The organism is Pseudomonas sp. BF-B-26, from assembly GCF_019956495.1.
Classification (GTDB): domain Bacteria; phylum Pseudomonadota; class Gammaproteobacteria; order Pseudomonadales; family Pseudomonadaceae; genus Aquipseudomonas.
Window position 1 is genome coordinate 65,835 of the sequence record NZ_JAHBDP010000124.1, and the last position, 16,072, is coordinate 81,906.

16 protein-coding genes and 1 tRNA gene are annotated in these 16,072 nt (G+C 57.6%); 8 read left to right on the forward strand and 9 right to left on the reverse strand.

Annotated elements, in window-relative coordinates:
• Nucleotides 1-10 precede the first annotated feature (10 nt).
• Nucleotides 11-460 carry a carboxypeptidase regulatory-like domain-containing protein gene (locus tag KGB03_RS27625; protein ID WP_218536846.1) on the forward strand — a complete coding sequence of 150 codons (450 nt, stop codon included), beginning with the start codon at nt 11-13 and terminating at the stop codon, nt 458-460.
• A gap of 85 nt (nt 461-545) precedes the next feature.
• Here the strand turns inward: KGB03_RS27625 and KGB03_RS27630 are convergent.
• From KGB03_RS27630 to KGB03_RS27650, 5 genes are all read right to left on the reverse strand, one after another.
• Nucleotides 546-621, reverse strand: a tRNA-Phe gene (locus KGB03_RS27630).
• Nucleotides 622-724: 103 nt separating this feature from the next.
• Complete coding sequence (locus KGB03_RS27635; RefSeq protein WP_008149405.1) at nt 725-997, reverse strand: oxidative damage protection protein; 273 nt, start codon at nt 995-997, stop codon at nt 725-727.
• Nucleotides 994-2,061, reverse strand: a complete 1,068-nt coding sequence (mutY, locus tag KGB03_RS27640) for an A/G-specific adenine glycosylase (RefSeq protein ID WP_223530387.1) — start codon at nt 2,059-2,061, stop codon at nt 994-996. The genes KGB03_RS27635 and mutY overlap by 4 nt, the downstream gene beginning before the upstream one ends.
• Nucleotides 2,058-4,283, reverse strand: coding sequence for an AsmA family protein (locus tag KGB03_RS27645; RefSeq protein ID WP_223530389.1), 2,226 nt, complete (start codon nt 4,281-4,283; stop codon nt 2,058-2,060). The genes mutY and KGB03_RS27645 overlap by 4 nt, the downstream gene beginning before the upstream one ends.
• A gap of 78 nt (nt 4,284-4,361) precedes the next feature.
• Nucleotides 4,362-4,766 carry an acetyl-CoA sensor PanZ family protein gene (locus tag KGB03_RS27650; protein WP_223530390.1) on the reverse strand — a complete coding sequence of 135 codons (405 nt, stop codon included), beginning with the start codon at nt 4,764-4,766 and terminating at the stop codon, nt 4,362-4,364.
• A gap of 220 nt (nt 4,767-4,986) precedes the next feature.
• On the opposite strand from KGB03_RS27650, the gene KGB03_RS27655 reads away from it, so the two are divergent.
• From KGB03_RS27655 to KGB03_RS27685, 7 genes are all read left to right on the forward strand, one after another.
• Nucleotides 4,987-6,651 carry an OFA family MFS transporter gene (locus tag KGB03_RS27655; RefSeq protein WP_008149415.1) on the forward strand — a complete coding sequence of 555 codons (1,665 nt, stop codon included), beginning with the start codon at nt 4,987-4,989 and terminating at the stop codon, nt 6,649-6,651.
• A 285-nt stretch (nt 6,652-6,936) separates the two neighbouring features.
• Nucleotides 6,937-7,530 carry an imidazoleglycerol-phosphate dehydratase HisB gene (gene hisB / locus KGB03_RS27660; protein ID WP_003218037.1) on the forward strand — a complete coding sequence of 198 codons (594 nt, stop codon included), beginning with the start codon at nt 6,937-6,939 and terminating at the stop codon, nt 7,528-7,530.
• The gene (gene hisH, locus KGB03_RS27665; RefSeq protein WP_074872718.1) at nt 7,530-8,168 is read left to right on the forward strand and encodes an imidazole glycerol phosphate synthase subunit HisH; all 639 of its coding nucleotides are present in this window, start codon (nt 7,530-7,532) and stop codon (nt 8,166-8,168) included. Before hisB ends, hisH begins: the two co-directional genes overlap by 1 nt.
• Nucleotides 8,169-8,426, forward strand: a complete 258-nt coding sequence (locus tag KGB03_RS27670) for a DUF2164 domain-containing protein (protein ID WP_008024930.1) — start codon at nt 8,169-8,171, stop codon at nt 8,424-8,426.
• 42 nt (nt 8,427-8,468) lie between these two features.
• Entirely contained in the window at nt 8,469-9,206 is a 738-nt protein-coding gene (gene hisA / locus KGB03_RS27675; protein ID WP_223530398.1) for a 1-(5-phosphoribosyl)-5-[(5-phosphoribosylamino)methylideneamino]imidazole-4-carboxamide isomerase, read from the forward strand.
• Nucleotides 9,207-9,215: 9 nt separating this feature from the next.
• Nucleotides 9,216-9,986 (forward strand): imidazole glycerol phosphate synthase subunit HisF, encoded by a 771-nt coding sequence (hisF, locus tag KGB03_RS27680; RefSeq protein WP_084318197.1) that lies wholly within the window; start codon nt 9,216-9,218, stop codon nt 9,984-9,986.
• A 77-nt stretch (nt 9,987-10,063) separates the two neighbouring features.
• Nucleotides 10,064-10,819, forward strand: coding sequence for a substrate-binding periplasmic protein (locus tag KGB03_RS27685; protein ID WP_192409860.1), 756 nt, complete (start codon nt 10,064-10,066; stop codon nt 10,817-10,819).
• Here the strand turns inward: KGB03_RS27685 and KGB03_RS27690 are convergent.
• The 4 genes from KGB03_RS27690 to KGB03_RS27705 form a co-directional block, all read right to left on the reverse strand.
• On the reverse strand, nt 10,800-12,248 hold the full coding sequence (locus tag KGB03_RS27690) for a trypsin-like peptidase domain-containing protein (RefSeq protein WP_223530401.1): 1,449 nt from the start codon (nt 12,246-12,248) through the stop codon (nt 10,800-10,802). The genes KGB03_RS27685 and KGB03_RS27690 overlap by 20 nt on opposite strands.
• Nucleotides 12,249-12,339: 91 nt before the next feature.
• Nucleotides 12,340-13,848, reverse strand: a complete 1,509-nt coding sequence (locus KGB03_RS27695) for a trypsin-like serine peptidase (protein WP_223530403.1) — start codon at nt 13,846-13,848, stop codon at nt 12,340-12,342.
• Between the two features lie 96 nt (nt 13,849-13,944).
• On the reverse strand, nt 13,945-14,742 hold the full coding sequence (locus KGB03_RS27700) for a divergent polysaccharide deacetylase family protein (RefSeq protein WP_223530406.1): 798 nt from the start codon (nt 14,740-14,742) through the stop codon (nt 13,945-13,947).
• Nucleotide 14,743: 1 nt separating this feature from the next.
• On the reverse strand, nt 14,744-16,063 hold the full coding sequence (locus KGB03_RS27705) for a S41 family peptidase (RefSeq protein ID WP_218536854.1): 1,320 nt from the start codon (nt 16,061-16,063) through the stop codon (nt 14,744-14,746).
• Nucleotides 16,064-16,072 lie beyond the last annotated feature (9 nt).

Below are 16,072 nucleotides of genomic sequence, written 5' to 3' on the forward strand. Positions count from 1 at the left end.
AGTCACCATCATGAAGAACGTCCATTCATTCATGCTGCCCATCGCCGCCGTCGGCGTACTGATGTTTCCAGTCGTGCTTAACGCCGCCAGTCTTGAACCGATTGACAGCACAGGTGTGCAAGTCCAGCAGCAACAGCAAAACGGGATTACTTACCTGTCCGGAGGGATCGGAGAGGATGAGGCTAAAGCCATTCAACATACGAAGGGCTACAACCTGCACATGACCTTCTCCACCGGGCCGAAGGATGAGTATGTGCCAGATGTGAATCTGGTCATTCAGAAAACCCCGGGGTCGCCCGTGCTGACGCTGAGTGAGGCCGGCCCGTTGGTTTACGTGCAGCTGCCACCCGGCAAGTACACCGTCGTCGCGACACGTAATGGTGAGGAGCGGCGTGATACGGCGGAGGTAGGAAGCGGTGCTGCTCGCAATCTGGTCTTCCATTGGGGTAGTGAAAACTAGCCGAAGAGAGACGACTTGCGCGAGGTCTGATCAAATCGCGAGCATAAAAAAACCCTGAATCTTGCGATTCAGGGTTTTCGGTATTTGGTGCCCAGAGACGGAATCGAACCGCCGACACGGGGATTTTCAATCCCCTGCTCTACCGACTGAGCTATCTGGGCAACGGGGCGCATTAAACTGGTTTTTCAGGGGGTCGTCAAGAAAGTTTTCAAAAAAATTTTAATTATTACCGTCGCTTACGTTCCGACCCTCGAAAAAGCGGGATTATTCAGCCGGCGGAACGTAGCCGTCAGCCTTGGCGTATTCCTCGCCGGAAAAGAACTTGTCCATCTCGCCCTGAAGATATTTGCGGTCTTCGGCGTTCATCATGTTCAGGCGTTTTTCGTTGATCAGCAGGGTCTGGTGCTTTTGCCAGTCTGCCCAGGCTTTGGCCGAGACGTGGTCAAAAATGTCCTGACCTTTGGCGCCAGGAAATGGAGCACGCTCCAGGGCGGGCAGTTCTTCTTTGTACTTGCGGCACATGATGGTGCGGGTCATGACGACTCTCCTGCGTTCAATACGGCGGCCGCGCGTTCGAGCAAGGTTTTGACCGGGGCGGCAAGGCCCAGGCGCGGCGGGGTGGCGAGGTTATACCAGAGCCAGTCGGCCTCGGCCACGTGATGGCCGGCCTCCTGGACCTGAACCAGCCAGGGTTCGATGGACAACTGAAAATGACTGAAGGTGTGGACCAGGCTCGGCAGCGCCTGTTGGCTGCCCAGCTCCAGCGAATGCTGCGAAGCCAGATGTTGCAGGTCGTCGAGGTCATCGAGTTCCGGCAGGCTCCATAGACCGCCCCACAAGCCCGTAGAAGGGCGACGGTAAAGCAGAATCGCGCCGTCACCGTTGGCGAGCATCGGCATCAGCGTACGCTTCTGTGGCACGGCTTTACGCGGTTTGGGGATCGGGTAGCGCGTTTCCAGGCCGAGCATGTGCGCTTCGCAGCCCTTTTCGAGCGGGCAGAGCAGGCAGCTTGGTTTGCTGCGGGTACAGAGCGTCGCGCCCAGATCCATCATCGCCTGGGTGTAGGCGTTGACCCGATCATGCGGCGTGAAGCGCTCAGCGTTGGCCCACAGCTGTTTGGCGACCTTGGGCTCGCCCGGATAGCCCTCTTGCGCGGTAAAGCGCGCCAGCACCCGTTTGACGTTGCCGTCGAGGATCGGCGCCCGCAGGCCCATGCTCAGGCTGGCGATAGCGCCTGCCGTAGACAGGCCGATACCCGGCAGATCAACCAGCTTTTCCACATCCCGCGGAAACTCGCCGCCGTGCTCGGCGACGACAATCTTCGCGGTCTTCTGCAAATTGCGCGCACGGGTGTAGTAACCGAGACCTGTCCACAGGTGCAGGACTTCGTCTTCCGGCGCAGCGGCCAGGGCTTCGACCGTCGGCAACGAGGCCATGAAGCGGTCGAAGTAGTTCAGCACGGTGCTGACCTGAGTCTGCTGCAGCATGATTTCCGAGACCCACACCCGATACGGGGTGATGCCTTGTTGCCAAGGCAAGTCGTGGCGGCCGTGACGGTCGTACCAGTCCAGCACCGCCGATGAAAACTGCTCGGCTCTCATCGCTTGAACAGCCCCTTCAACGCGTTTTTCAGTTCCGGGCTGACTTTGTCGCCAAGCTTCTCGTCGATTTTTTCGCTGATTTTTTCGCCGGCCAGTTTGCTCGCGACCTGGCCCATGCGTTCGTTATCGAGGCGGCAAGCCTTGGCGCCCAGTTCCAGCGGGCCACGGCAGCGCAGCGGCCACTCGATGCCGACGAACTTCTCGCCGACCTGGCAGGCCGGGTCCGGCATGTCGCTCTTGTCGCCTTCGACGATAACGCCCACGCGGTAATCCATGCCCAGCACCCGCAGATCGACGTCGCCGTCGCCGTTGACGGTCATGCCCGGGATGCGCACTTTCAGGTCCGGGTTGCTGGCCACGCCGTTACGGAAGGTCAGGTTGCCCTTGAGCTCCTGGAACGGTGTGTCCTTGCCCCGTGGCTCGCCGCTAAGGGTTTTACGGTTCAGGGTGGCAATGCCTTTGCACAGCTGTTGTTCGAGGTTGGCATTGAGCAACACGCCGTTGTTGATGATGAAACTGGCATTGCCGTTGAGGGTTTCGATCAGCGCTTTCTGGCTGTTGCCGCTGCCGGTCAGGTTGCTGTTGAATGTCACCAGGCCATTGACCGGCGGATTTTTACCCTGGCTTTCGAGGATTTTTTCCACGGGTACTTTGCTGATGCTCGTCTGTATGTTCAGCGCTGGCACCTGTTGGCGCACGTCGAGCGTACCTTTGGCGTCGAAGTTGCCGTCGTACAGGTCGCCGCGAAGGCTTTCCAGAGTCAGCAGACCGCCCTGGCCCGAGGCCTTGAGCGCAGCGTTCTGGATCGGCAATTTATCGAGGGTCAACTGACCGAAGGTGAGGTCGGCGTCTACGTCGAGTTTGCTCAGGCGCTCCACCGGCAGCAGGCGCTCGGTGCTCCACGCGTCTTTGGTCGGTGCTGGCGGCAGCGGGGTGTTGCCCGGGCCAGCCATGGCTTCGGCTTCGGTGCTGGCCACTTCGGCCTTACGCACCTGCGTCGCGCTGTTGGCTTCGGCGGATTTGGGTGGCAGATAACGGTCGACGTTGAAGGTGTCGGCCTTGAGGTTCGCCCGCAGCGATTGTTTGGCGAAGTCCTCGACGGCGATGCGGCCGCTGAAGGTGCTGTCGTCGACTTTGAGGTTGATGTCGTCCAGGATCACGCTGGTCGGCGTGCCGGCAAGGCGGCTGACCAGTTCGACTTTGCTCAGGCTGCCTTCAGCCATCGCCGGAAGCTGCTGGCCAATGCTGTCGACGAATTTCGCCAGATCGAACTGGGCGATCGACAGGCCGCCACTGATTTGCGGGGTTTTGTCGAGGTCGTTGACCTTCAGTTCACCCAATGCGCGCAGTTGGTTGGCAGAGATCTTGATGCCGGTCCATTCGGCGACGTTCGCCGCTTTATCCAGCAGCAACTGCCCCTGGGCGGCGAAGGTCATGGTTTTGCCTTGCAGCGGATCGCCAGCCACTTCCCCAGAGAGTTTCATGTCTTCGAATTTGTAGCGTTGCAGTGCGCGCTCGAAACGCAGCTCGCCGTTGAGCTCGGTACGGACACGCAAGACCGGCTGGTTGGTGCCCAGGAACGCAGTGAGTTTGACCGGGATGTTCGTGGAGTCATGCACCGGGCCGGTACTCAGCTGGATGCTTTCGGCGCTGAATTGCTTGCCGGTTCTTTCGTCGCTGTATTCAACGCGGGCGTTGTTGACGGTCAGGCTGTCGATGTCCAGGCGAATCGGCTGGGCCGGTTTTTCCGCTTGGGCGGTGGTCTCGGTCGGGGGTTCGCCAGTAGTCGCGGGCGGTGTGGCCGGGGTAGCCGGCGCCGGTACCTTGCCGATGTCTTGCCAGTTGCCGTGGCCGTCCTTGTCGCGGGTCAGGCGCAGGTTCAGGCCTTCGACGCGCACATCGCTCATTTGCACTTCACGGCGCAGCAGCGGCAGCACACGGACCGACAAGCCGAGCATCTGCAAATCAGCGAACGGCTCGGTGGGCTTGGCCAGGGTCGCGACCGTGGCTTCGTGCAATTCCAGGCCCAGCCATGGGAACAGGCTCCAGCCGATATCGCCATTGAGCGTCAGCTCGATGTGGGCCTTGTCGCGGGCTATCTGGCGAATCTCGTCTTTATAGTCATTGGGATCAAAGAGGTGGGTCAGGGCAAAGCCCAGCGCCACAATGATCAGCAATAGCCCGAGAAGTACCAGACCCAGGATTTTGCCGAACGCTTTCATGGGCGAGTCCTTGTAGTTAGTCGAATTCGAAATTTAGCCGGGGAGTATAGCGCTCCGCAGCGGACGACCGGTCAGCGATCACCTCGGCAACACATCCAGCGGTATTTTCAGTTTGGCCGCCAGGGCTTGTGCTTCCAGATGCCCGGCAGGCGCCAGCAAACGCAATGTCGCGCCCGATTGCGACGCCATTTTCTGCGCTTCGTTCACCAGTCGCTCGGCCACGCCACGACGACGGGTAATTTTTCGTACGCATAGTTGGGACAGGTGCCAGACATCCGAGTGCCGTTGCAGACGTGCCGCGCCCAAAAGTCGATCGTTGAAGCGGCCGGCGATCAGCGAACCGTCCAGCAGGCAGCCTTCGATCAACTGCAATTCCCCGGCAAACGGGGCAAACAGCCAGTCCGGAGCATCGCGGTAGATCTTCTGCAGATCTTGCTGATCTTGATAAGTGGCTTCGTTTAGCGGCTCGACAATGATCGGCATGAGGGCTCCTTCAGTGGTACGAGAACTGATGACATACAAAAGGTGATATCACTTTGGTTTTTCTGTCACGTACAGATGGTAACCTTTGCTGGTTCGTCCGTCCTTCTGCGACGCGATGTCGCACCAAAATGGAGCTTCACCTCAAAAACAGTCATGCGTGCGCATAAAGGCTGGGGGTGAGGAGCGCTGACGAACCATTCTAATAATTGGGGGATACACCATGACCACGAGCATCACGGCGGACGGCCTCAAAGCCGACCAGCCCGCGTTCCTGTCCAAGGAACGCATCATCGCCAAGCCCGGTTTCAACCGCTGGCTGGTACCACCGGCCGCGTTGGCCATCCATCTGTGCATCGGCATGGCCTACGGCTTTTCGGTGTTCTGGTTGCCACTGTCCAAAGCCCTGGGCGTGACCAAGGCAGTGGCCTGCGCGCCGGACATGAGCTTCATCTCGCAAGTCTTCTCGTCCCAATGCGACTGGCCGATCTCGATGCTCGGCTGGATCTACACCCTGTTCTTCATCTTCCTCGGTTGCTCGGCCGCCATCTGGGGCGGCTGGCTGGAACACGCCGGGCCACGCAAGGCTGGCGTTGTATCGGCCCTGTGCTGGTGTGGCGGTCTGCTGATTTCAGCGTTGGGGGTCTATACCCACCAGATATGGCTGATGTGGATCGGCTCCGGGGTCATTGGCGGTATCGGCCTGGGCCTGGGTTACATCTCGCCCGTATCGACTCTGATCAAGTGGTTCCCGGACAAGCGCGGCATGGCGACCGGCATGGCGATCATGGGTTTCGGTGGTGGCGCGATGGTGGGTGCTCCGCTGGCCGCAGCCTTGATGGGCCACTTCGCTTCGCCAACCAGCGTCGGCGTATGGCAGAGCTTCCTGGTGATGGCCGCGATCTACTTCGTGTTCATGATCGGTGGCGCACTGTCTTACCGCGTTCCGCCAACCGGCTGGAAGCCTGAAGGCTGGACCGCTCCGGCGAAGAAAGCTTCCAACGCGATGATCACCCACCGTCACGTCCACGTGAATGTGGCGTGGAAAACCCCGCAATTCCGTCTGGTGTGGCTGGTGCTGTGCCTGAACGTTTCGGCGGGTATCGGCATTCTCGGCATGGCTTCTCCGCTGTTGCAGGAAGTGTTCGCTGGCACGTTGTTGGGTAACGGCCTGACATTCGGTCAACTGGACGCTTCGCAATTGGCCTCGATCGCGGCGATTGCTGCCGGTTTCACCGGTTTGCTGAGCCTGTTCAACATCGGTGGCCGCTTCTTCTGGGCCTCGTTCTCGGACTACCTGGGCCGCAAAAATACCTATTTCGTGTTCTTCGCCCTGGGTTTTGCCCTGTACGCGCTGATCCCGAACCTCGGTCACCTGGGCAACGTTGCTCTGTTCGTGGCGGCTTTTTGCATCATCCTGTCGATGTACGGCGGTGGTTTTGCGACGGTTCCTGCGTATCTCGCGGACCTGTTCGGCACGCAAATGGTCGGCGCGATCCACGGTCGTCTGCTGACGGCCTGGGCGGCGGCGGGCGTGTTGGGTCCGGTGTTGGTGAACTACCTGCGTGAGTATCAGCTGAGCATCGGCGTTGAACGCGCCGCGGCTTACGACATCACCTTGTACATCCTCGCGGGCCTGCTGGTGCTGGGGTTCATCTGCAACCTGCTGGTGCGTCCGGTGGCTGACAAGTACTTCATGACCGACGCTGAACTGGCCGCCGAACAGGCGCTGGGCCACGACAAAGGGGCTGACAGCAGCACCGTACTGGAGTGGAAAGCGGATGCGGGCACCAAGCCTTTGGCAGTGGCTGCATGGCTGGTGGTGGGTATTCCGTTGGCGTGGGGTGTTTGGGTGACTCTGCAGAAAACGGCAGTACTGTTCCACTAAGTTAAGTAAACGCATCACCCCTTGTGGGAGTGAGCCTGCTCGCGATAGCGGCCTGACAGTCGACAGAGATGTTGAATGTTAGGGCCTCATCGCGAGCAGGTCGAATCGTCGCACCATCACTCCCACATTTGTTTTGTAGTGTATGCAAATGGCTTGTATGGACATGTCTATCCCCGACAACAGGGGATTCACTCCGTCAGTCATATCACCTCCCGTGTTTCTGTTTGGCGCCCGCGCCCCTATAATGATTGCCTTTTTTCGCCCAATGATTTTGCGGAGCTGGTGATGGCCGAACGTAAGGCGTCAGTCGAGCGCGACACTCTGGAAACCCAGATCAAAGCCTCGATCAACCTGGATGGCACCGGAAAGGCCCGATTTGATATCGGTGTTCCTTTTCTTGAGCACATGCTGGACCAGATCGCCCGTCACGGGCTGATCGACCTGGATATTGTCAGCAAGGGCGACCTGCATATCGACGACCACCACACGGTGGAAGACGTCGGTATCACTCTGGGGCAGGCTTTTGCCAAAGCCATCGGCGACAAGAAAGGCATCCGTCGCTACGGCCACGCCTACGTGCCGCTCGATGAAGCGCTGTCGCGCGTGGTGATCGACTTCTCCGGCCGCCCTGGCCTGCAGATGCACGTTCCCTACACCCGTGCCACCGTTGGCGGCTTCGACGTTGACCTGTTCCAGGAGTTCTTCCAGGGCTTCGTCAACCACGCGCTCGTCAGCCTGCACATCGACAACCTGCGCGGCACCAACACTCACCACCAGATCGAAACCGTGTTCAAGGCTTTCGGCCGCGCCCTGCGCATGGCTGTGGAGCTGGATGACCGCATGGCCGGTCAGATGCCGTCGACCAAAGGCGTTCTGTAATGCAGACGGTCGCGGTTATCGATTACGGCATGGGCAACCTGCACTCGGTGGCCAAAGCCCTCGAGCACGTGGGTGCCGGCAAGGTCCTGATCACCAGCGATGCCGCTGTGATTCGCGAAGCCGACCGGGTGGTTTTCCCCGGCGTCGGCGCGATTCGCGACTGCATGGCGGAGATCCGTCGCCTGGGCTTCGATTCGCTGGTGCGTGAAGTCAGCCAGGATCGCCCGTTCCTCGGCATCTGCGTCGGCATGCAAGCCTTGCTCGACAGCAGTGAAGAGAACGACGGCGTCGACTGCATCGGCCTGTTTCCGGGCGCGGTGAAGTTCTTCGGCAAGGATTTGCACGAAGACGGCGAACACTTGAAAGTGCCGCACATGGGCTGGAACGAAGTGAAGCAGACGGTCACCCATCCGCTGTGGCACAACATTCCGGACCTGGCGCGTTTCTATTTCGTGCACAGCTACTACATCGCTGCCGGCAACCCGCGGCAAGTGGTGGGTGGCGGTCACTACGGTGTCGATTTCGCTGCAGCGCTGGCCGATGGCTCGCGGTTCGCGGTGCAGTTCCACCCGGAGAAGAGCCATACCCATGGCCTGCAATTGCTGCAGAACTTCGCCGCGTGGGATGGTCGCTGGTAAATGGCCGTCAAGAAGAAGCCGCCGATCCTGACCCTCACTCCTGAACAGGAGAACGAGGCCAATCACAAGATCAAACGCTTCATGGAAGACCGCTTCGAGCTGGACCTGGGTTCGTTCGAGGCGGCTGAAATCCTTGAGCTGTTTACCCGTGAAATTGCGCCGCACTATTACAACAGGGCGATTTTCGATGTGCAGACGCACCTCAAAGAGAGGTTCGAAAGCATCGAAAGCGACCTGTGGGCGCTCGAGAAAAACTGATTTTCGAGCGAAGCTGAACAATCGAATTTGAAGGTTTGCCAGATGCTGATTATTCCCGCTATCGATCTTAAAGACGGTGCCTGTGTTCGTCTGCGCCAGGGCCGCATGGAAGATTCCACGGTGTTCTCCGATGACCCGGTGAGCATGGCTGCCAAGTGGGTGGAAGGCGGTTGCCGCCGTCTGCATCTGGTCGACCTGAACGGCGCCTTCGAAGGCCAGCCGGTCAACGGAGAAGTGGTCACCGCCATCGCCAAGCGCTACCCGAGCCTGCCGATCCAGATCGGCGGCGGTATCCGCTCCCTGGAAACCATCGAACACTACGTCAAAGCGGGTGTGAGCTACGTGATCATCGGCACCAAAGCCGTGAAAGATCCGGCTTTCGTTGCTGAGGCCTGCCGCGCGTTCCCGGGCAAGGTGATCGTCGGTCTGGATGCCAAAGACGGTTTTGTTGCCACTGACGGCTGGGCTGAAATCAGCACTATTCAGGTGATCGACCTGGCCAAGCAATTCGAAGCTGATGGCGTATCCGCGATCGTTTATACCGACATCGCCAAAGACGGCATGATGCAGGGCTGCAACGTTTCGTACACCGCCGCCCTGGCCGCTGCGACGAAGATTCCGGTGATCGCTTCCGGCGGTATCCACAATCTGGGTGACATCAAGTCGCTGCTCGACGCCAAGGCGCCAGGCATCATCGGCGCCATCACCGGCCGGGCGATTTACGAAGGCACCCTCGATGTCGCTGAAGCGCAAGCTTTCTGCGATTTGTACAAAGGCTGAGGACTGACCATGGCGCTGGCCAAACGCATCATCCCTTGCCTGGACGTGGATAACGGCCGGGTGGTCAAGGGCGTCAAGTTCGAGAATATTCGCGATGCCGGCGACCCGGTGGAAATCGCCCGTCGCTACGACGAGCAAGGTGCCGACGAGATTACCTTTCTCGACATCACCGCCAGCGTCGATGGCCGCGATACCACGCTGCACACCGTCGAACGCATGGCCAGCCAGGTGTTCATCCCGCTGACCGTGGGCGGCGGTGTGCGTACCGTGCAGGACATTCGCAACTTGTTGAATGCCGGCGCGGACAAGGTTTCGATCAACACCGCTGCGGTGTTCAACCCGGAATTCGTCGGCGAAGCGGCTCAGCATTTCGGCTCGCAGTGCATTGTCGTCGCCATCGACGCCAAGAAGGTTTCCGGTCCGGGCGAAATCCCGCGCTGGGAAATCTTCACCCACGGCGGTCGCAAGCCAACCGGTCTCGACGCCGTTGAGTGGGCGAAGAAGATGGAAGGTCTCGGTGCCGGTGAAATCCTGCTGACCAGCATGGACCAGGACGGCATGAAAAACGGCTTCGACCTGGGCGTCACCCGCGCCATCAGCGATGCGCTGGGGATTCCGGTCATCGCTTCCGGCGGTGTCGGCAACCTGCAGCACTTGGCCGACGGCATCCTCGAAGGCCACGCCAGCGCGGTGCTGGCGGCGAGTATTTTCCACTTCGGCGAATACACCGTTCAGGAAGCCAAGGCCTACATGGCTCATCGCGGCATCGTGATGCGTTAAACAAACGGTACAGGCCAGTGGACAGCATGGCGGGCTCAAGGCACTCTTGGGCACGCCATGGATCTCGGTAGCCAGACATGCTTAAACGCCTTCTTCTTGTCCTCGCCAGTGCTTCTCTGTTGTTCATCAACGGAGTTCACGCCGCAGAAAATCCCGGCACCGGTCTGGTGTTGCTGACGGAAAACTTCCCGCCGTACAACATGGCGAAGAACGGCAAGAACTTCGCTCAGGACGAGAACATCAACGGCATTGCCGTGGACATTGTCCGTGAGATGTTCAAACGTGCCGACATCCCTTACAGCCTGACGCTGCGTTTCCCTTGGGAGCGAATCTACAAACTCGCCCTGGAAAAACCCGGTTATGGCGTGTTCGTGATGGCGCGTTTGCCGGACCGCGAGAAACTCTTCAAGTGGGTCGGCCCGATTGGTCCGGACGACTGGATCATGCTGGCCAATGCGGACAGCAAGATCACGCTCGAGACGCTGGATCAGGCGCGCAAGTACAAGATCGGCGCCTACAAGGGCGATGCGATTGCCGAGACGCTGGCCAAGCAAGGATTGAAACCGATCGTTGTACTGCGCGATCAAGACAACGCCAAAAAACTGGTCAACGGCCAGATCGACCTGTGGGCCACGGGTGATCCGGCAGGCCGCTATCTGGCGCGCCAGGACGGCGTGAACGGGCTCAAGACTGTGCTGCGCTTCAACAGCGCCGAGTTGTACCTGGCGTTGAACAAGGACGTGCCGGATGAGGTGGTGGCAAAGCTTCAGGCTGCGCTGGATCAGTTACGCAAGGAAGGCGTGGTCGACGACATCATGGCGCGGTATTTGTAGTGGATGTTGTATTCAGCTCGATTGGAGGAAGGGTGATCACGTCAAAGCGTATCGCGGATAGGTGTGGTTCAGTATCTCGGCGGGCGTAGCTGCAGAGTTTGACAGGTGAGAATGAGTATAAAACTCCGCTGCCGGCTATGGTTTTGTAACGCGGATCATCATGATTGCCGCATTGTGTGGAGTCGGCCGGGCCTAAGTGAAAAAAGTGGGTGGTATATTCTGGATATGAATTTTCCCATGTGATGTTAATGTGCCGATTGGAGCTCAGAGTAATATTCGGTACAGGAGCCGGCTCTGCCAGATAGACAGCGTGCGTGAAAGTATTTCGTAGTAATCCACTGGAGAGCTTCTGCTCTTGTGACTCCACACCAATAATGCACAAGACGTGCATGCGAGTCTGAGGGCCAATAGCGCTGTTTATGTGAGGACTTGTCGAACTAATAGCGGCACTGTACCGGCTGGGGTCTTGGCAATTTATGGCGTCGCGTGTGGTTTTGTAGCGATAGTAAGGGCTGTTGATACTGAACTTGTAATCCCACGTAGGTAAAATTTCTTTCCCCGCTGAATTCCAATGAGAGTATGCATGTGTTGTGAAAAGACTCGGTAGTTCGACAGTAATATCAACTTCCCGTAATGTGCAGTTTTCTGAGTTGTTTGTGAAGACTCCATTAATAAAACAGTCGGAGATAAAATTTGCCGCGTAGCTATAGCCTTTTTCTGAGGTAATGCTGATGATCTCGTTTGTACGACGATCCAGCATCGGGCTTCCAGAGCTTCCTGGGTGTAAATCAGCGCACTGATTCGTTAAGCCCCCGGGGAATCTTGAGATGCTGTCGGACATGGTTCTGGAAACCTCTTGAGTACATGCGCTCAAGCGCAGCCCCTTCTCCACGAATTTTCCAGGTGCGCCCACATTGAGTACGTCATGCCTGTCCAGGGGCGGGAGGGGTGCAAGTTTGAGCGGGACAATTCCGTTTTCAATTAGCAGTGCAAGAGGTTTATCGACTTCAAGTAAAGCCATGTCCGTGCCGACCATGCTGGTCCAATTGGCTGTTCGAACTTTATATGTCTTATGATTGTCGGGCGTGTCATAGAAGTAATTGAAAGTTATGCTCGCATCAAATGTCTGGTTTAGCTTGGACGTTCCGATTTCGGCTGTTACGCAGTGACCGCTGGTGATTAAATAAGCAGGTCCAACAGCTTTGTGCTCAAAATTTCTGGTGTCGATAAGGGTCGCCATGCATGCACTGTCTTGGGTGGTCAGGTAGCCGATACCATTCCAGAGCGAATATGGTTGTTCGCTATTTTTCAGTGCTTTCGATATGGAATTATTTCTGAGTCCTTCACCAATATCTCTTGGGGCTGCCTGGACAGGGCTAAGGAAGCTGCTGAATAAACAGCCGATTAATACGGTGCGCGTGTAGTTCATGGCCATTCCTTGGCGATAAATTTAATTTGGTTAATTTCGGTGCTTAGTGGGTCGGTCGAGTTATATGGATAGTTGAAGCTGTCAGATCGTGTCAAGGCAGTGTCAGCAAGTCGGTGCGTACCGCAGAGGATCGGGAGTCCAGGCTGTTATTGTAGCTGCAGAGTGTTAGAGGAAGCTGCTCGGCAGTAAAAGTCACTGCGTTATTTCCATAAGCATAAGTATAATCTTCACGCTTTATGTCACCGCAGTTTGTTGTGTCTGTCGGGCCGGCGTAGTAGAAGCTATTAAAATACAAAGGTAACGAATGACGCCATGTGACATTGTAATTCCAGTCGGCTCCCAACGTAATTATGGGTTCTGCCATTCTGACGGGTTCTGCCTCTACGAGTTGTGCTGGAGAAATCCAGACGGTTCTCAGTAGCCCTGCTGTCGGAGTCTGCTCTGCTGATTCGACGCCCAGTACGCAGAGAAAATACATGCCTGCTTTGCGACCTGTAGGAGTATTGATCAAAGCACCGGTGGTGCTTATTACGTCGCTGTAGTAGTGAGGGGACAAACAGTCCTTGGCGTCGCGGACAGTTTTAAAGCGGTAGTAAGGCTTGTCCATCGAAAAATCCAGACCCCATGTAGGCAGCGTCGGGTTTTCAGTAGATGGTACGGTGGCGTATCTCAATGGGGCGTAATTGTTCAGTTCTAAATTGAACGTTGGTTCCAGCGTGCAAGAGCTGGATGTGGTGCTGAAAATTCCTTTTACAAAACAACTTGGTAAGTAATCGGTCGTGTGGCTGTAATTGGTTTCAGGAGATAACTCGGTTTTTTCATTTTTCACTTCACAAGCGGTGTTGAAACATAATTCATCTAGCGTCGATACAAATGTAGAAGCAAATAACACGCCGACAATACTTCCTGTTTCACGATCAAGGACAGGGCTCCCGGAATCGCCATGACGAATACCCTTGCACCTGTTTTTCAGGGTGTTCGGAAAGACCCACCATTTCAACACAAGCGTTGCTTCTGTTGATTCCTGATAGCAAGCAGCTAGGCGCAGACCGGATTCTGGAAGATTATCTGGTGCGCCGACAATAAGTATATCGCTAGCTATCCTGGAGGTTCTGTATGCCAGCTTCAGTGGTGTCACCCCATCTTCAAGTAGCGTAGACAGAGGGGTGTCCAGCTCCAAAATAGCAATGTCAGTGGTGGACATACTAGCCCAGTTTGCTTTATGAATTTTGTAGCTCTTGTATTTATCCGAGGTATCGATGAAGAAGTTAAATGTCACGCTTGCCTCAAAAGGTATATCGGTGACAGGGTGATCCAGACCTTGGGCTACACAGTGTCCTGCTGTGAGCAGATAAGCCGGGCCCCGTGCATTGTTGTCTTCGTCTCGGGTATCTAACAGGCTGGCCACACACTGTGGTTTGCTGTCTTTGAAAATTTTGCCAATGCCATTCCAATGGTTGTATTTAGCATCATTGTTTTTCAAAAGTATCGAATTTGATTGGTTGGTCAGTCCCTCGCCGAGATCACCTGCGTTCGAGACTTGGGACAGCAAAAGTACCAAAAAAGTGCAGTATTTAATTATCGTAAGTTTATTTCTCATGACTGTTCCTTGGGAATTCAGATAAGCACTATCGTGGCATTAGGCTGAGTACCAAGAGACATATATAGTTATCGTGAGATCAGAAGTTCCGATCAATCAGCGGGCAGGAGGGATGCGGTAAAGCCCGTCCTTGCCGTGTGCAGCTGTTGCGCGATTGCCGCGCACGCTGATCATCTGCCTGATATCAATCCACTCGATTCCCTGCGCCCTGAGCCTGGGCAGTTCACGCTCCAGAACTGCCAGAGTCTGCGGATACGGGTGCCCGATCAGCACCGCAGAACCCTGCTTGTGCGCCAGGCTGATTGCCGTCTGCAGCTGAGTAAATATCGCGGCTTCAGTGGGCTCGTCATCCAGGAACACATCCCGCGAAACGCTCGCCAGACCAATCTTCTGTGCTTCGGCGGCCGCCACGGTTTGCGCACTGGTGCGGCTGTCGACGAAGAGTTTGCGCCGACGCTGCAAGTCCGCCATCAACCAAGCCATGGCAGCCGGCTGAACGGTCATGCGGCTGCCCATGTGGTTGTTGATGCCAGCGGTGTAGGGCACGACCTTGAACGCTGCGTTCAGGCGTTTCTCAAGTTCGTCGATGGGCAAATCTGGGTGCCAGGCGAACGGGCCAGTGGCCGGGTCCATGGGCATGTGCAGGATGACAATCTTGCCAGCGCGATGGGCCTCGCGGGCGAATTCGGTGGCGTGGGGCGTGTCCGGCATGATCGCCGCGGTGACCGGGCCGGGCAGGGCCAGCACGCGGCGATCCCGGGGCAGGTTCTGCCCCAGGTCATCGATGATCAGGCTTAGATAGGCCTTTTGAGGTGTGGCCGCTGTTGTGGCAGGCGCCGCGTGAGCGACACCCGCCAGACAACACAGCAGACCGAGTGATAACCGCAGGCGCATCTCAGCGGCCGGAGGTGATGCTCAACCCTTTGAGCAGGCTCAGGGCCTGGGCCAATTGGTAGTCGTCATCCTGCGGCATTGCCTTGGCTTTGCCGCTGGAGCTGGTCGGTTTGTCGGCGCCGCCGTTGCCATTGCCCAAGTGACCTTGCAGATCGGCTTCCTTGAAGTACTCGCCGTCCTGCTCGTTGGTGATCTTGGCCTTGCGCACTTCGATGTCCGGGACGATGCCCTGAGCCTGGATCGAGCGGCCGTTCGGCGTGTAATACAGCGCCGTGGTGATCTTCAGTGCGCGGTCGTTGTTCAGCGGCAGCACGGTTTGTACCGAGCCTTTGCCGAAACTGGTGGTGCCCATGACCACCGCGCGTTTCTGATCCTGCAAGGCACCGGCGACAATTTCTGAGGCCGAGGCGCTGCCGCCATTGATCAGCGCGACCATTGGCACGGCTTCGCTTTCGTCCTTGCCGGTGGCGGAGAAGCGCAGTTCGGAGTTGGCGATACGGCCCTTGGTGTAAACGATCAGGCCCTTGGTGATGAAGTGGTCGACCACTTCCACCGCCGCTTGCAGCACGCCGCCGGGGTTGTTACGCAGATCGAGGATGATGCCTTTGAGCTTCTTGCCGTTGTCCTTGCGCAGCTTGGCCAGGGCCTTGGAGACTTCGTCGCCGGTCTTGACCTGGAACTGGGTGATGCGGATGTAGCCGTAGCCGGATTCCAGCAGCTGACTCTTCACGCTCTTCACTTGAATGATGGCGCGGGCCAGGGTCACGTCGAACGGCGCACCGCCGTCGCGCACCAGGGTCAGGGTGATTTTCTGGCCGATCTTGCCGCGCATCTTGTCCACGGCTTCGGTCATGCTCTGGCCGCGGGTCGGCTGGCCGTTGATCTTGACGATGAAGTCGCCGGCCTGAATGCCCGCCTTGGAGGCCGGGGTGTCATCGATCGGCGAAACCACCTTGATGAAACCGTCTTCGGCACCGACTTCGATGCCCAGGCCGCCGAATTCGCCGCTGGTGCTTTCCTGCAATTCAGCGAAGTCTTCCGGGCCCAGGTAGGCGGAGTGTGGGTCGAGGTTGCTGAGCATGCCTTTGATGGCGTTTTCCAGCAGGGTCTTGTCGTCCACCGGCTCGACATAGGCTGCCTTGATCCGATCCATGACCTCGGCAAAAGTGCGCAACTCTTCCAGAGGCAACGGCGCCTTGGTGGTCGCAGCAGTGCCCGCAGGCGCGACCGCCGGAGCAGGTTGAGCGGCAAACGCCAGAGGCGCGCCGATCACCAGGGCGATCGTCAGGGCCAGCGAGGTAAGGCGGGACAAATGCAGCATGTCGAACGA

What these genes read in the sequence shown, in the direction of transcription:
- KGB03_RS27695 (WP_223530403.1), bottom strand. Translation starts at nt 13,848, where the DNA reads ATGAGAAATAAACTTACGATAATTAAATACTGCACTTTTTTGGTACTT.
- KGB03_RS27670 (WP_008024930.1), top strand. Translation starts at nt 8,169, where the DNA reads ATGGCCGTCAAGAAGAAGCCGCCGATCCTGACCCTCACTCCTGAACAG.
- hisB (WP_003218037.1), top strand. Translation starts at nt 6,937, where the DNA reads ATGGCCGAACGTAAGGCGTCAGTCGAGCGCGACACTCTGGAAACCCAG.
- KGB03_RS27705 (WP_218536854.1), bottom strand. Translation starts at nt 16,063, where the DNA reads ATGCTGCATTTGTCCCGCCTTACCTCGCTGGCCCTGACGATCGCCCTG.
- hisH (WP_074872718.1), top strand. Translation starts at nt 7,530, where the DNA reads ATGCAGACGGTCGCGGTTATCGATTACGGCATGGGCAACCTGCACTCG.
- KGB03_RS27690 (WP_223530401.1), bottom strand. Translation starts at nt 12,248, where the DNA reads ATGAACTACACGCGCACCGTATTAATCGGCTGTTTATTCAGCAGCTTC.
- hisA (WP_223530398.1), top strand. Translation starts at nt 8,469, where the DNA reads ATGCTGATTATTCCCGCTATCGATCTTAAAGACGGTGCCTGTGTTCGT.
- KGB03_RS27685 (WP_192409860.1), top strand. Translation starts at nt 10,064, where the DNA reads ATGCTTAAACGCCTTCTTCTTGTCCTCGCCAGTGCTTCTCTGTTGTTC.
- KGB03_RS27650 (WP_223530390.1), bottom strand. Translation starts at nt 4,766, where the DNA reads ATGCCGATCATTGTCGAGCCGCTAAACGAAGCCACTTATCAAGATCAG.
- hisF (WP_084318197.1), top strand. Translation starts at nt 9,216, where the DNA reads ATGGCGCTGGCCAAACGCATCATCCCTTGCCTGGACGTGGATAACGGC.
- mutY (WP_223530387.1), bottom strand. Translation starts at nt 2,061, where the DNA reads ATGAGAGCCGAGCAGTTTTCATCGGCGGTGCTGGACTGGTACGACCGT.
- KGB03_RS27635 (WP_008149405.1), bottom strand. Translation starts at nt 997, where the DNA reads ATGACCCGCACCATCATGTGCCGCAAGTACAAAGAAGAACTGCCCGCC.
- KGB03_RS27655 (WP_008149415.1), top strand. Translation starts at nt 4,987, where the DNA reads ATGACCACGAGCATCACGGCGGACGGCCTCAAAGCCGACCAGCCCGCG.
- KGB03_RS27645 (WP_223530389.1), bottom strand. Translation starts at nt 4,283, where the DNA reads ATGAAAGCGTTCGGCAAAATCCTGGGTCTGGTACTTCTCGGGCTATTG.
- KGB03_RS27625 (WP_218536846.1), top strand. Translation starts at nt 11, where the DNA reads ATGAAGAACGTCCATTCATTCATGCTGCCCATCGCCGCCGTCGGCGTA.
- KGB03_RS27700 (WP_223530406.1), bottom strand. Translation starts at nt 14,742, where the DNA reads ATGCGCCTGCGGTTATCACTCGGTCTGCTGTGTTGTCTGGCGGGTGTC.